Annotated in this window: 18 protein-coding genes and 2 tRNA genes; 11 read left to right on the top strand and 9 right to left on the bottom strand. The window is 62.1% G+C overall.

Features of this window, described 5'->3' with window-relative positions:
* Positions 1-36 precede the first annotated feature (36 nt).
* From ttcA to rpmH, 4 genes are read right to left on the bottom strand one after another with little or no spacing between them, the layout of a single operon-like run.
* Entirely contained in the window at positions 37-912 is an 876-nt protein-coding gene (gene ttcA, locus KVU_RS10860; RefSeq protein ID WP_013385279.1) for a tRNA 2-thiocytidine(32) synthetase TtcA, read from the bottom strand.
* Positions 905-1,186, bottom strand: a complete 282-nt coding sequence (yidD, locus tag KVU_RS10855; RefSeq protein ID WP_013385278.1) for a membrane protein insertion efficiency factor YidD — start codon at positions 1,184-1,186, stop codon at positions 905-907. The genes ttcA and yidD overlap by 8 nt, the downstream gene beginning before the upstream one ends.
* Positions 1,183-1,671: a ribonuclease P protein component gene (gene rnpA, locus KVU_RS10850; RefSeq protein WP_014538003.1), complete on the bottom strand. Its 489-nt coding sequence runs from the start codon at positions 1,669-1,671 to the stop codon at positions 1,183-1,185. The genes yidD and rnpA overlap by 4 nt, the downstream gene beginning before the upstream one ends.
* Positions 1,672-1,690: 19 nt before the next feature.
* A complete protein-coding gene (gene rpmH / locus KVU_RS10845; RefSeq protein WP_013385276.1) occupies positions 1,691-1,825 on the bottom strand; it encodes a 50S ribosomal protein L34 in 135 nt (44 codons plus the stop codon).
* A gap of 278 nt (positions 1,826-2,103) precedes the next feature.
* Here rpmH and KVU_RS10840 point away from each other — a divergent pair, with 278 nt between their 5' ends.
* The 3 genes from KVU_RS10840 to KVU_RS10830 all read left to right on the top strand — a co-directional run bounded on the left by KVU_RS10840 (position 2,104) and on the right by KVU_RS10830 (position 4,882).
* Complete coding sequence (locus KVU_RS10840) at positions 2,104-3,525, top strand: sensor histidine kinase (RefSeq protein WP_013385275.1); 1,422 nt, start codon at positions 2,104-2,106, stop codon at positions 3,523-3,525.
* Between the two features lie 54 nt (positions 3,526-3,579).
* A tRNA-Arg gene (locus KVU_RS10835) sits at positions 3,580-3,656 on the top strand.
* A 167-nt stretch (positions 3,657-3,823) separates the two neighbouring features.
* Positions 3,824-4,882 (top strand): bifunctional transcriptional activator/DNA repair enzyme AdaA, encoded by a 1,059-nt coding sequence (locus KVU_RS10830; RefSeq protein ID WP_044008215.1) that lies wholly within the window; start codon positions 3,824-3,826, stop codon positions 4,880-4,882.
* On the opposite strand, the gene KVU_RS10825 is transcribed toward KVU_RS10830, so the two are convergent.
* Entirely contained in the window at positions 4,879-5,310 is a 432-nt protein-coding gene (locus KVU_RS10825) for a MarR family winged helix-turn-helix transcriptional regulator (protein WP_013385273.1), read from the bottom strand. The two genes, KVU_RS10830 and KVU_RS10825, sit on opposite strands and share 4 nt — an antisense overlap.
* A gap of 65 nt (positions 5,311-5,375) precedes the next feature.
* On the opposite strand from KVU_RS10825, the gene KVU_RS10820 reads away from it, so the two are divergent.
* Entirely contained in the window at positions 5,376-5,741 is a 366-nt protein-coding gene (locus KVU_RS10820; protein WP_013385272.1) for a VOC family protein, read from the top strand.
* 5 nt (positions 5,742-5,746) lie between these two features.
* On the opposite strand, the gene KVU_RS10815 is transcribed toward KVU_RS10820, so the two are convergent.
* Positions 5,747-6,496 carry an SDR family oxidoreductase gene (locus tag KVU_RS10815; protein ID WP_014538000.1) on the bottom strand — a complete coding sequence of 250 codons (750 nt, stop codon included), beginning with the start codon at positions 6,494-6,496 and terminating at the stop codon, positions 5,747-5,749.
* A 99-nt stretch (positions 6,497-6,595) separates the two neighbouring features.
* On the opposite strand from KVU_RS10815, the gene KVU_RS10810 reads away from it, so the two are divergent.
* Positions 6,596-6,997, top strand: a complete 402-nt coding sequence (locus tag KVU_RS10810) for a winged helix-turn-helix transcriptional regulator (protein WP_013385269.1) — start codon at positions 6,596-6,598, stop codon at positions 6,995-6,997.
* A gap of 62 nt (positions 6,998-7,059) precedes the next feature.
* Positions 7,060-7,461, top strand: coding sequence for a YbaN family protein (locus KVU_RS10805; RefSeq protein ID WP_013385268.1), 402 nt, complete (start codon positions 7,060-7,062; stop codon positions 7,459-7,461).
* On the opposite strand, the gene map is transcribed toward KVU_RS10805, so the two are convergent.
* Positions 7,462-8,211 carry a type I methionyl aminopeptidase gene (gene map / locus KVU_RS10800; protein ID WP_014537999.1) on the bottom strand — a complete coding sequence of 250 codons (750 nt, stop codon included), beginning with the start codon at positions 8,209-8,211 and terminating at the stop codon, positions 7,462-7,464.
* Positions 8,212-8,353: 142 nt separating this feature from the next.
* On the opposite strand from map, the gene KVU_RS10795 reads away from it, so the two are divergent.
* Both KVU_RS10795 and KVU_RS10790 read left to right on the top strand, forming a co-directional pair.
* Positions 8,354-8,929, top strand: coding sequence for a hypothetical protein (locus KVU_RS10795; RefSeq protein ID WP_236953105.1), 576 nt, complete (start codon positions 8,354-8,356; stop codon positions 8,927-8,929).
* Positions 8,926-9,357, top strand: coding sequence for a hypothetical protein (locus KVU_RS10790; RefSeq protein ID WP_236953104.1), 432 nt, complete (start codon positions 8,926-8,928; stop codon positions 9,355-9,357). The genes KVU_RS10795 and KVU_RS10790 overlap by 4 nt, the downstream gene beginning before the upstream one ends.
* On the opposite strand, the gene KVU_RS10785 is transcribed toward KVU_RS10790, so the two are convergent.
* The gene (locus KVU_RS10785) at positions 9,354-9,542 is read right to left on the bottom strand and encodes a hypothetical protein (RefSeq protein WP_013385264.1); all 189 of its coding nucleotides are present in this window, start codon (positions 9,540-9,542) and stop codon (positions 9,354-9,356) included. The two genes, KVU_RS10790 and KVU_RS10785, sit on opposite strands and share 4 nt — an antisense overlap.
* Positions 9,543-9,685: 143 nt before the next feature.
* Here KVU_RS10785 and KVU_RS10780 point away from each other — a divergent pair, with 143 nt between their 5' ends.
* The 3 genes from KVU_RS10780 (at position 9,686) to KVU_RS10770 (ending at position 11,985) form a co-directional block, all read left to right on the top strand.
* Positions 9,686-10,414 (top strand): response regulator, encoded by a 729-nt coding sequence (locus KVU_RS10780; RefSeq protein ID WP_013385263.1) that lies wholly within the window; start codon positions 9,686-9,688, stop codon positions 10,412-10,414.
* The gene (locus tag KVU_RS10775; RefSeq protein WP_162491180.1) at positions 10,411-11,805 is read left to right on the top strand and encodes a sensor histidine kinase; all 1,395 of its coding nucleotides are present in this window, start codon (positions 10,411-10,413) and stop codon (positions 11,803-11,805) included. Before KVU_RS10780 ends, KVU_RS10775 begins: the two co-directional genes overlap by 4 nt.
* An 89-nt stretch (positions 11,806-11,894) precedes the next feature.
* Positions 11,895-11,985, top strand: a tRNA-Ser gene (locus tag KVU_RS10770).
* Positions 11,986-12,039: 54 nt separating this feature from the next.
* On the opposite strand, the gene KVU_RS10765 is transcribed toward KVU_RS10770, so the two are convergent.
* Positions 12,040-12,729: a GntR family transcriptional regulator gene (locus KVU_RS10765; protein WP_014537996.1), complete on the bottom strand. Its 690-nt coding sequence runs from the start codon at positions 12,727-12,729 to the stop codon at positions 12,040-12,042.
* Positions 12,730-12,869 lie beyond the last annotated feature (140 nt).

The following is a 12,869-nucleotide window of genomic DNA, read 5'->3' as shown; positions in this document are numbered from 1 at the left end:
GCTTTCGGGGCAGCGCTGGGCCGATGGGCCGGTTCTTCAGCTTAGTTTAGGCACATCACGGTCATTTGCATCGATTCGTGGGCCAGCTTGCAGCCCGATAAAGTCGAACAGCTTGGGGTCCAGCAGATGCGAGGGGCGCGCATTCATCAGCGCGCGGAACATCACCTGACGGCGGCCGGGGCTATTGCGCTCCCATCCGTCCAGCAGTTCTTTCACCTGTTGGCGCTGCAGCCCCTCTTGCGAGCCGCACAGATCGCAAGGGATGATCGGATAGTGCATGGCGCTCGCGAATTTCTCGCAATCGGCCTCGGCCACATGAGCGAGGGGGCGGAAAACGAACAGATCGCCGTCCTCGTTCAGCAGCTTTGGTGGCATCGTCGCCAGCCGTCCGCCGTGGAACAGGTTCATAAAGAACGTCTCGAGGATATCGTCGCGGTGGTGGCCCAGAACGACGGCGCTACAGCCTTCCTCGCGCGCGATGCGATAGAGGTTGCCGCGGCGCAGGCGCGAGCACAGCGCGCACATGGTGCGGCCCTGCGGGATCTTGTCGACGACGATGGAATAGGTGTCCTGATATTCGATGCGATGGGGCACGCCCATCTTGGTCAGGAATTCAGGCAGCACGGTCGCGGGGAAATTCGGCTGCCCTTGATCAAGGTTGCAGGCCAGCAGATCAACAGGCAGCAGGCCGCGCCACTTCAACTCGTTCAGCACCGCCAGCAGGGTATAGCTGTCCTTGCCGCCCGACAGGCAGACCAGCCAGCGCTGACCGGGCACAATCATGCCGTATTGGTCAATCGCCTCGCGCACATTTTGCACGATGCGCTTGCGCAGCTTTTTGAATTCGGTGGATTTGGGGGCGCCGTAGAACAGCGGGTGGATATCGTCCGCGATATCGTCATCATCAAACATGATGGTCGCCCTTGCAGCTATGGTGGTTTGGCTTGGCTTTAGGTTTTGCTTTGGGTTCTGGCACGTTGTCGATGCCCGACCCACCCCAGGGATGGCAACGGGCCAGGCGGCGCAGGGTCAGCCAGCCGCCTTTCAATCCGCCATGCTTTTCCAGCGCCTCAAGGGCATAGGTCGAACAGGTCGGGTGATAGCGGCAATATTGGCCGATCCACGGCGACAATACCAGACGATAGGCTTTGACCGGCAGGGCGAACAGGCGCGCCAGCGGGGTCATGACGGGATCACCCCGCGGGCAGACAGATCGTGCAGGCGCGCAACGGCGCGGGCCAGATCCACCTTCATCTGTTCGAAATCAGCACTGGCAGTGGTGCCATTGCGCCCGACCAGCACATAATCCCAGCCCTCTAGGCCCGCCACAGGCAGCACGGCGCGAGCAACCTCGCGCAGGCGGCGTTTGGCATGGCCGCGCGCGACGGCATTGCCGACCTTTTTGGAACAGGTAAAGCCCACGCGAATCCCGGCGATATCCTCGCCCGCCTCACGCTTGCGCGCCTGCAGGTGGAAACCGGTGGTGCCTTGGCGAAAGGCGCGGGCGGCCAGCAGAAAATCCCGGCGCTGGGTGATAATCGCCAGCCCGGATTTCTGTACTTTTGGACGCGGTGGCAGGCGCGGCCGCTTGCGCGGCGCTTCAAATGACAAAACCGCCGGCCCCCTGACGGAGGCCGTCTGGCCGTCCAACAGGGGCACCGGCGGTGTCATAGCCAGATCCTATGTCGGATTAAGCCGACAGAACCTTGCGACCGCGTGCGCGGCGTGCGTTCAGGATTTTACGGCCAGCTTTGGTCGCCATGCGAGCGCGGAAGCCGTGACGCGCCTTACGGACGCGGTTCGAAGGTTGGAATGTGCGTTTCATCGCGCGTCTCCGTCAGGGGGCGATGCGCATACCACAGGAATCGCAAAGCCAAATTCGTTCAGGTGCCGTCCTTTAAGGGGGCCTTGCCGCCCTGTCAACGTGAATGGGTCATTTTCTGCGCCATTACAGCCGGGGGGTTGGCGTTTTCGCGTTCATACCTATTTGAGAAAGGTGTGAATAGGCCTGTAGTTGCAGGAAAAACGGGTGGGCGGTCTGGGATTGGGCGTGATGAGGCTGTATAACAGCGCTGGCAAGACTGGCGCTGCCAAGGGGAAATGATGCTCAAGTCACTCTCGGGCCGCTTTCTGATACTGACGACAGTTCTGGTGCTGCTGGCCGAGGTGATGATTCTTGTGCCGGCCCTGACCGGTTTTCGCGTGGATTACCTGATGCTGCGGCTGGAACGCGCGCAGATCGCCTCGCTTGCGCTGCTGGCGGATGTCGATGTCCCCGACAAAGTGCAGACCGAACTTTTGGAAAATGCCGAAGTGTTCAACGTCGTGCTGCGCAGGAATGACGTGCGGCAACTGGTGCTGTCCTCGCCCGTGCCTGGGCCGGTGAACGCGACCTATGATCTGCGCACCGCCTCGCAGCCCGAACTGGTGCGCGATGCACTGGTCAGCCTGTTCAATAATCAAAACAGCATTATCCGTGTGATCGGCTATCCGGTGCGCGATGCCGGCCAGATGATCGAGATTACGATGGAATCGGGCCCTCTGCGGGCGGCGATGGTGGATTACGGGCTGCAATTGCTGGTGATATCGGCCGCGCTATCTGCGGTCACCGCTATGCTGCTGTTGGTCGCAGTGCGCGGGCTGCTGTTGCAGCCTATCCAGCAACTCGTCGGCAATATGCGCGATTATGCCAGCGACCCCGAGGATGCCCGCCGCATCATCATCCCCGGCCAAGGCGTGACCGAGCTGCGCGAGGCCGAAGAGGCGTTGCGCGATGTGCAGACGCAACTGACCAGCCTGCTGCGTCAAAAGGACCGGTTGGCGCAGCTTGGATCTGCCGTGGCAAAGATCAGCCACGATCTGCGCAATATCCTGACCTCGGCGCAATTGTTCACCGACCGGCTGGAAACCTCCAAGGACCCCGCCGTCCAGCGCCTTGCGCCAAAGCTGGTCGGCTCGATCACCCGCGCGGTGAACCTGTGCGAGACGACGCTGGCCTTTGGTCGCGCCGAAGAGCCGCCACCCCGCCTGTCGCGATTCGCCCTTGCCGTGGCTGTCGCCGAGGTGATCGACGCCGAGCGTCTTGCCGCGGGCGAGCATGACATCTCTTTTGCCGAGGATGTGCCAGGCGACATGGTGCTGCTGGCTGATTCTGAACAGTTGTACCGCGTGATCTCGAATCTGGTGCGCAATGCGCGTCAGGCGATCGTCACCAGTGAAAAGCCCGGCGAAATCGGGATATCGGCCCAAGAGGATGCTGACTGCTGGTGGATCACCGTGCGCGATACCGGCCCCGGCCTGCCCGCAAAGGCGCGCCAGCACCTGTTCCAAGCCTTTCAAGGTGGTGTCAGCAAGGGTGGGGCGGGCCTTGGCCTGACGATCTCGGCCGAGCTCATTCGCGGCCATGGCGGACGGCTAGAGCTGCTAGAGACATCGGATGCGGGCACAACCTTCCGCATCGCTTTGCCCAAACACCGCACCGAAGATATTCCCGTGCCTGCCGTCACGGAACAGGAAGAGGCCTGATTTTTCCCCTTGCGGCCCTCGGCGCCCATGGCTAGAAGGGCCTCACTCTAAAGCGGACTGGTAGCTCAGTTGGATAGAGTACTTGACTACGAATCAAGGGGTCGGGGGTTCGAATCCTCCCCAGTCCGCCATTTAGAGCTTTTAGCTCCCCAGAACATGATATGATCGCCTGACGCAAAAGCTTTGTGTCATCGTATGATCTGTGGCGATGCACGGGTGTGTATAAGCGTCTGTGTTTATAAAAATAGACGCCCGAAAATCGGGGGCACGGCGTGTGGGCTTGCGCTATACATCTGTCATGTTGTTCGATCTTCCAGATTTCCAAACCCTTTATGATGCGCTGTTGGCGCGCGATGACCGTTTCGACGGGCAGGCCTATGTTGGGGTGTCCTCAACCGGGATTTTCTGCCGTCTGACCTGCCCTGCGCGCAAACCAAAGCCGGATCACTGCACCTTTTACGCCACGATCGGCGAATGTATTGCGGCGGGCTATCGCCCCTGCAAGCGTTGCCATCCGCTGCATGCGGCGGCTTTGGCGGACCCGAGCATCGCTGCGCTGCTGGACGCGCTAGAAGCGCAGCCCGATTTTCGATGGTCTGAGGGTCATATCGCGAAAATGGGCTATGACCCCTCGACCGTGCGGCGCAGCTTTCGGCGGCAGTTCGGTATGACCTTTCTTGAAATGGCGCGGCAGCGCCGCCTGCGCGAGGGATTCACCACGCTGGCCGAGGGCGGCAAGGTGATCAGCGCACAGGTGGATGCGAGTTTCGAATCCGCCAGCGCCTTTCGCGCCGCCTTTGCGCGGCTGCTGGGTGTTGCGCCGGCGGCGTTGCGCCCCGATCGGCTGATGCGCGCGACATGGATCCCGACGCCCCTCGGCGACATGATCGCCGTCGCCAGTCAAAGTCATCTGCATCTGCTGGAATTCGTGGATCGCAAGGCATTGCCCGCGGAACTTGCGCGCCTTCAGGCCGCCACGAAAGAGGGGATAGGGATTGGCGCCATGCCCCCGTCTGAACAGGCTGCGCGCGAGTTGGACGATTATTTCGCCGCGCGGACCGATCGTTTCGAGACGCCGCTGGCCGCTGCGGGCAGCCCCTTTACGCAATCCGTTTGGGATGCATTGCGCGAGATTCCAGCGGGCGAGACGCGCAGCTATTCCGATATTGCCCGCCGTATCGGCCGCCCGACCGCGATGCGGGCCGTTGCCCGCGCCAATGGCGCCAACCAAATCGCCCTGATGATTCCCTGTCACCGCGTGATTGGCGCAGATGGGTCGCTGACCGGCTATGGTGGCGGGCTATGGCGCAAGCAGCGCCTGATCGAGATCGAGCGGCAGTTGAAAGCGACCGTTTAGCCCAGCGCCTTTGCAATGCGCGTCAGGATTGCAATTGTCTCAGGCGTTGCGGCATCGCGGGCAAGTTGTTCGGATTGGCGCACGGCCAGATGTGCCTTTGTCAACGCTGCGCGGCCTGTATCTGTCAGCTCGGTGCGCTGGATGCGACCGTGATCAGCGTCCGGGGTGCGGGTGATCAGCCCGGCCTGCTCTAGCTTGACCAGCATGGCCTGCATCGTTTGCGGGGTGACAAAGGTGCGCCGCGCCAGTCGCGCATTCGAGGCGCCCGGCTCGGCCTCGAGGCTTGCCATCACGGAATACTGCGGCGCGCTCAGGCCGATGTCGCGCAACTGCCGATCCATATGCAGGCGCATCGCCTGCTGCGCGCGTTTCAGCGCATAGCCGACGGTGTCATGGGGCAGGAATGTGTCGTCATCGGGGCTTTTCATATCAGCTTGCTTATATTATATCAGCTCACTGACAATAGCCTTAGCCCCGCAAAAGGACAACCCAAATGCCCCATCTGATTGGCCCGGATTTCATCGGCATCCAAGTCGCGGATCTGGACGCTGCCCGCGCGTTTTACACCGAGGTTGTCGGCCTGACCGCCGCGCCGTTTGCCCCGCCCGGCGCGGTCGTGTTCCAAACCGCGCCTGTTCCCTTTGCCGTGCGCCTGCCGGTCGAGGGGTTCGATCCGTCGAAGGCATTGGGACATGGGATCGCGCTATGGTTTGGCTGCGACGATGCCGATGCGCTGCATCAGCATCTGATCGCACAAGGCGTCACGATCGCCTTTGCGCCAAAGGACGGCCCTTTTGGACGTTATTTTGCCTTTCAGGACCCCTTCGGCTATACGCTTACCGCCCATACGGTGCAGTAAGCGGCCTAATGCGCGTTGATGGCCGCGAAAGTCGCGTCATAGCGGCCCTCGGCCTCGGCGCGGCGTTGAAAGCCGACGCGCTGGACCATGATCTCTCCCGGCACGACGTCCTCGGACATGATCTGCACCACCTCGGCGGTAAAATCCGCGAGCGGTAGTGCGGCGGGGTTCTGGGATTGGCCGGGGGTCAGATCGGTGGCGACAAGGGGCGGGGCGATCTCGTGCACGGCGACCGAAGTGGCGCGCAACTGGTGGCGCAGCGATTGCGTCCACGAATGGATCGCGGCCTTGCTTGCTGAATAAACCGCGTGGCTTGCGCGCGGCACAAAGGCAAGGCCGGAACTGACCGTCACCACGGCGGCCTGTGGCTGTCCGATCAGATGCGGCAACAGCAGCGCCGCCAGTGTGATCGGTGCGGTCAGATTGGTGGCGATGGTGCGCGCGGCCACATCCAGACTGATGGGATCGGCGGTGTAATCCTCGGCCTCCATAATGCCGGCGTTCAGGATCACGGTATCCAGCGCGGGATGGTCCGTGGTGACAATCGCCGCAAAGGCGGTCAGCGCGGCGGGGTCCGTCACATCCAGCGCATAGCCCGCCATGCCGGGATTAGCGGCCAGCGTCGCTTTCAGGCTGCCCGCATTGCGGCCGGTGATGATGATGCGGTTGCCGCGGGCGGCCAGCGCCACAGCCAGCGCCTGGCCGATGCCGGAATTGCCGCCGGTGATCAAAATGGTGCGATTGGTAAAGCTCATGTCGCCTCTCCTTGGTGATGGCAGACAGATGCGCGCTCTGCTATCATTATGAAAGTAGGCACCCAAAATATCTATACTTACCAAAAAGAGAGTAAGACCATGCGCGCTGACGCCCTGCGGGCAGAATTGAACGATCTGCCGCAACCCGATCCCGAGCTTGAGCAGCTGGTAGTCGAGATTATCGGCCGCGTTGCCGATAAATGGACGATGCTGCTGATCGAGACCCTGACCGAGCGCGGCGCATGCCGCTTTGGCGAGCTGTCGCGCGCCTGCACCGGCATCAGCCAGAAGATGCTGACACAATCCCTGCGTGCCATGGAACGCGACGGTCTTGTCACCCGCACCGTCTATCCGGTGGTGCCGCCAAAGGTGGTTTACCAGCTAACGGATCTGGGCCTTGGCCTTAGCAAAGCGTTCTGCGCCGTCTGGATCTGGGCCGAGGAAAACCGCGCGCAGATCACGCAGTCGCGCGCCGATTATGCGGCGCGGCAGGGGGAATAGCCCTTCATCCGCCACTGCGCGGGTGCTATGCCCGCGAATACCCGCGCAAAAGGATCGGACATATGACGGACGGAAACGGCGGCAAACGCCACAGCCTTGGTCGTGCGGGCTTTTTTGCGCTGGGCTGTCTGATGGTTGCGCTGGGCTTTATCGGGGCGTTCCTGCCGCTGATGCCCACGACGATTTTCCTGATCCTCGCCGCATGGTGCTTTGGCAAATCCTCGCCCCGGCTCGAGGCTTGGCTGCTTGATCATCCCCGTTTCGGCCCCAGCCTGCGCGCGTGGCGGGCCGAAGGCGCGATCCCCCGCCGTGCCAAATATATGGCGGCGGGCGGGATCACATTTGGCTATGTCGTGTTCTGGATCGCCGCCCGACCGGGGCTGGTTCTGGCGCTGGTCGTGGGCGTTATCATGGGCGCGATCGCGCTATGGATCTGGACGCGCCCCGAACCCGCTGGCCGGTGACTAGCCCGGCAGGGTGACGATGAGCGGGCCGGTATCAGTGGCCACAACGGTATGTTCATACTGCACACAGGGCGCGCTGGGCGAGGCATAGAGCGTCCAGTCATCCTCACCGCCCTCGGCCCATAGCCCGCCGGTGGACAGAAACGGCTCGACCGTCAGGACAAGGCCCTTGTTGATCCGCCGCTTTTCGCCGCGCGTGGGCCAGGTGGCGATTTCCTTTGGCTCTTCGTGCAGGCTATGCCCGATGCCGTGGCTGGCCAGATTCTGGATCAGCGTATAGCCGCGTTCGTTCGCAAAACGGCCAATGGCCTTGCCGATGCCGGCCAGCGGGCGGTCGCTGGCGACCTGCGCCATGCCGATCTGCGTCGCGCGTTTGCCATCGCGGCACAGCCGGTCTAGGCGCGGATGCACGACCCCCGACCGAAAAGTGGCACCCGTATCGGCGAAATAGCCGTTCTTCGAGGCGGAGACGTCAATATTCACCAGATCGCCGGTGCGAATGGCGCGGGTGCCGGGAATGCCATGCGCGATCTCCTCATTCACCGAAATGCAGGTCGTGCCGGGGAAATCATAGGTCGATTGCGGCGCAGACATTGCCCCCTCACGTTCCATATAGGCGCGGCCGATCGCGTCCAGCTCGGCGGTGGTGATGCCGGGCTCGATCGCTTTGGCCATGGCCTGCATCGTATTGGCGCAGATGCGGCCAATCTCTTGCAGGGCCTCTAACTCGTCTTGGTGGGTAATGGTCATAGGATCTCGCGCGGCTGTTTGGGTCATATTTAGCGCGGATCACCTGCAAACTAAAGCCTTGGCGCTCATCTTTGTGTTGACAGCTACGCAACTATGCAGAAACTTTTAGCGGCAGAGTTTGGCATTTTACCACGGGTGTAAGATGGAATTAGCACTGGGACGGCGTGTTTATGAACTAAGCGACATCGTCGGCCGCGTGCGCCGCGCCGCAACAACGACAAGGACAACATCCGTGCCCGCGCCAGGGAATGTCGCGGGGCAGGTGGTCACCACCAATGTGCAAGAGACGATCCAATTGGATCTGGCCGATGGCACCCCCTATCCGCTGCATATCTGGAACACCGGCCTGATCGCCGAGGAGGGCGATATCCTGCATTCGCTGTGGCTGACGCCTAAAGGCAAGCCCGATGCCACGCTGGTCGCGATCTATGACCGCACCTCGGGGCAAGAGGTCTGGCTGGATGCGAACCTTGTGCGATTGTTCCGCCTGACCGAACCGATGTGGAAGGGGCTGGTCGTTGCCTTTTTTATCGGCGTGCTGGCCTTTGGGCTAATTCTGGCGATCCTGCCGGTGCTGGGGACGTTGGCCATTGTGCTGCCGGTGCTGTTGCCTATCCTGACATGGCGGATGGACCGCGCCGGGCGCGCGCAGATCGCCGCGCTGAAAACCACCGCGCGCCAGCGGTTTGCGGCGCTCAGAACCGAGACTTTTGCGTGAAATTTCTAACCCTTACGATGGCCCTCTTTCTAGCTGCCAGTGCGCTGGCCGCGCAAGATCTGCCGCCCGAGATCACGGCCGCCACTGATGCGCTGATGGCCGAATGCCGCGATGTGGGCGGCGAGCCGGGTTATAGCGCCAATTATATCACCTCGACCGATCTGAACGGTGACGGCCAGCCGGATTATCTGCAAAACGTCATGGAATTTGGCTGCGCGGGCGCATGGTCATACTTTTGTGGCAGCGCGGGCTGTCCGGTGACGATCTGGCTGTCGACGCCCAATGGTCTGCACCGCGCATGGTCCGGCGTCGCGCAAGAGGCACGGCTAGAGGGCGCATCCGTCGTCCTCTTTCTCCACGGCGCGTTTTGCAATCCGCCCGCCGCAGGGGTCGAGGGCTGCGAGAGCACGCTGAGGTTTACGCCCTAGCGGGCACCCTGCTGCGGCTGCGCAATGCAGGGCAGGGGCGCATTGCCCGGTGTGAAAATACACAGGCTGGGCGGGGCGGCGGCCGGCGCGGGGCGCGGATCGAGGCGCCCCATCGAGGCGCTGGCGGGTAACGCGGCCCCCAGCAGCAAAAGTGTCATCAGGATTGGCGGGGATATGCGGCGCATCTGTAACCTATGAGTGAATCTATCCCAATCTATGCGCGCGCCACGTAATTGCCGCATGAGCGGCCTGCAAATTCGTGTAATATTTTGTAACCTGCTGACGCGGCGTCTTTCTGAGGCAGGCCTAAACGCGTATGAGGATTGCCATGCAAAAACCCAGCTATGATACGCCGCGCCGCGTCGCGCTTGTGGAAGATGATGTCGATCTGCGTGGCCTGACCGCCGCCCTTTTGGAAGAAGAGGGTTTTCTGGTCAGCGCCTTTGCCGATGGTCATATGCTGGATGCCTATCTGTTGCATGAACATCCTGATGTGCTGCTGCTGGATGTGATGCTGCCGGGCGAAGATGGTCTGTCAATCTGCCGCCGTCTTGCGCCGAATGCGCCCTATCGCATTATGATGCTGACGGCGCGTGGCAGCGATATCGACCGCATCGTCGGGCTGGAATTGGGGGCGGATGACTATCTGCCCAAACCCTTTAACCCGCGCGAATTGGTGGCCCGTGTGCGTGCGCTGCTGCGGCGCGGCGTGCTGACGGACGAGGCGACGGGCCGCGAAATTGCTGAATTCCTGAATTGGCGGCTGGATTTTGCCGCGCGGTCCCTGACAGATCGCGATACGGCGCAAGAGGCCGGGCTTTCCTCGGGCGAGTTCGAATTGCTGGTGCAGTTCGTCATCGCGCCGGGCCGTGTGCTCAGCCGCGATCATCTGCTGGACACCACCCGTGGCCGCATGAGCGGCCCGTTCGACCGCGCCATCGACGTGCAAGTGTCCAAACTGCGGCGCAAGCTGGGGGATGACGGTGCCAGCATTATCAAAACGGTGCGCGGCGGCGGCTATGTCCTCAGCTGTGCCGTCCGGCGGAGCCGCGTATGAAACGTCTTGGCCTAGGGCCGCGGCTGATGCTGTTCATCGCGCTATGCATGTTGCTGGCGCAGGTTGTCAGCGTGTCGCTGTATTTGTCGGATCGCGATACCACCGCCAGTGGTCGCCGCGTCCTGCCTTTTCCCGACCAGCTCGAGGCGCTTGTCGCCCTGATGGATACGGCCGATCCCGAGGATCGAATGCTGCTGCTGCGCGCGGTCGCCACCGAACACACGCAGGCCTGGCTGACCCCGCTGCCGATCGAGAACGGCCTTGACCCGCAAAGCCACGAAGCGACCACCATGCTCGAGGGTTACAGCGCCTGGCTTGCGGAATATTCCGTGGTGCTGGGCAGCCATCCGCTGGAAGTATCGGTCGCGGATGTGCGCAAAAGCTTTTTGCCGGTCGAGCTGCGCTTTTCCGTCGTGCCCCAGCGTGTAAGGGTGTCGGTGCAGCTGCATGACGGCACATGGTTGCATGTGCTGCGCCGTCCTTCGCCGGGGTTGTCATTTGTGGGCCTGCCGCTGGGCATGTTTGCGGCGCTGCTGTTGACGGGCGTTGCGGTGCTGACGATGTTGATCGTCTGGCGCGAGACGAAGCCCCTGCGCCGTCTGACCGCCGCCGTCGATGCCTTTGGTCGCGATCTGAAGCCGCGCACGCTGCCATTGCCGCGCCCGCCGGATCTGCGGTTCTTGGTCTATGCCTTTAACGAGATGCAGCAGAATATCTCGCAGGCCGACCGCAGTCGCAGCGATATGATCGCGGCGCTCTCGCATGATATCCGCACGCCTTTGGCGCGCCTGACGCTGCGCATCCGCAAGCTCGACCCCGAGATCCGCGCCGCCGCCGAACGCGATATCGAACGCATTACCCGTGTCGCCGATGGCGCGGCCCATTTCACCGAGGCTGAGACCATCACCCTTGATGAACAGGTCGATCTGCGCGTGCTGATGCTGCAGGTTGCGCAGGATTACGACCTGATCGTCGATGATAACGCCCCGCAGCGTCCTGCGCTGATCAACGGCAGCGCCGCACTCCTCGAGCGCGCCTTGTCGAATATGGTCGAGAACAGCCGTAAATATGCGCGTAATACGCGCTTTACCCTGACACCGGGCAGCAGCGAACATGTCGTTGTGGTCGAGGATGACGGCCCCGGTATCCTGCCCGAAGATCGCGCCCGCCTGTTGCAACCCTTTCAACGCGGCCAGATCGCGCGCACGGATGACAAGTCCGAAGGGGTGGGGCTTGGCCTTTACCTTGCGAACCGTATCATCGCGCGCCATGGCGGCAGCCTGCTGCTCGAGGATGCGGTGCCTGCGGGCCTGCGCCTTGTGGTGACGCTGCCCGCCTATTCCGACCGCGCCGCACGCACCGCACCTGCGGGCGGGCGCCGTTTCTGCTGAGGGAATGCTGCTTTACGCTACGCTCATCAAGCGTTTGCGCGCGAAATGGCCCTTGTGCGTCCCAGCATTTGGCTGATAGACCCGCAGGCGGAGACGTGGCCGAGTGGTCGAAGGCACACCCCTGCTAAGGGTGCAGGCCCCTAAAGGGTCTCGAGGGTTCGAATCCCTTCGTCTCCGCCACCCACCCCCTCTGTTCCGGCAATATGCCGCCCGCGTGCGGCGCGAGCGCGCTGGTCAATCCTTGCTGTGTCCGCGCGTTAAAGCGGCCAGCAGGCTGCGCTCGGATCGGATCAGGTAGGTCTCAAGATATGCGGCTGCGGCGGCAAGCTTGTCGTCTTGCAGCAGGTGCAGCAGCTCGGCGTTCATCGGCACGAATGGCCCATGCAGGAACGCGTCGTCGTGCATTTGCCCGAAGGCCAGACGGAGTTCGGCCAGCAGGTTTTCGAAATTGGCCGTCAGGCGCGCGCTATCGCTGAGGTCGACCATGGCGCGGTGAAATGCGATATTGGCTGTGCCGACCGCGCGCCAATCCTCGTTGTGTTGGGCGCGCTTGGCCTCGTCCACAATCTGGGCCATGCGCAGCAGCGCGGGGTGGCCGGGGTTCGCGGCGCGCACGGCGCCACCTTGGATGATATGGCGCGCGCGATAGATGTCGATAATGTCGCCCGCATCGGGCGCGGCGACAAAAACCCCGCGATGGGGTTGGTAATCCAGCAGATTCTCGGCCGTCAGTTCGCGAAATGCCTCGCGCAAGGTGTTGCGCGAGATGCCAAAATGCGCGGCGATTTTATGTTCTGACAGCTTTTCGCCTGCCGTCATCTCGCCCGAAATCAGCATTTCGCGCATTTGGCTGACCACCTGCCGGACAAGCGTCGTCTGATCTTCAGCGGGCATGGCTTTGCTTTGGGGCGCGAGGGGGGGCATGGGGCCTCTTACTGGCTGGAATATGCTGAAGAATACATCAAAAGATGCCTCTATGTCGCACTATGCTAGCGAAAGTTCCATGAAAAGTATCGCCGCATTTGATTGAACAATTGCAAATCTATTATTGAACATATTAGCTG

The sequence above is a fragment of the Ketogulonicigenium vulgare WSH-001 genome (assembly GCF_000223375.1).
GTDB lineage: Bacteria > Pseudomonadota > Alphaproteobacteria > Rhodobacterales > Rhodobacteraceae > Ketogulonicigenium > Ketogulonicigenium vulgare.
The sequence above is the reverse complement of the archived record's forward strand: the minus strand, read 5'-3'. Positions and strand labels throughout refer to the sequence as shown.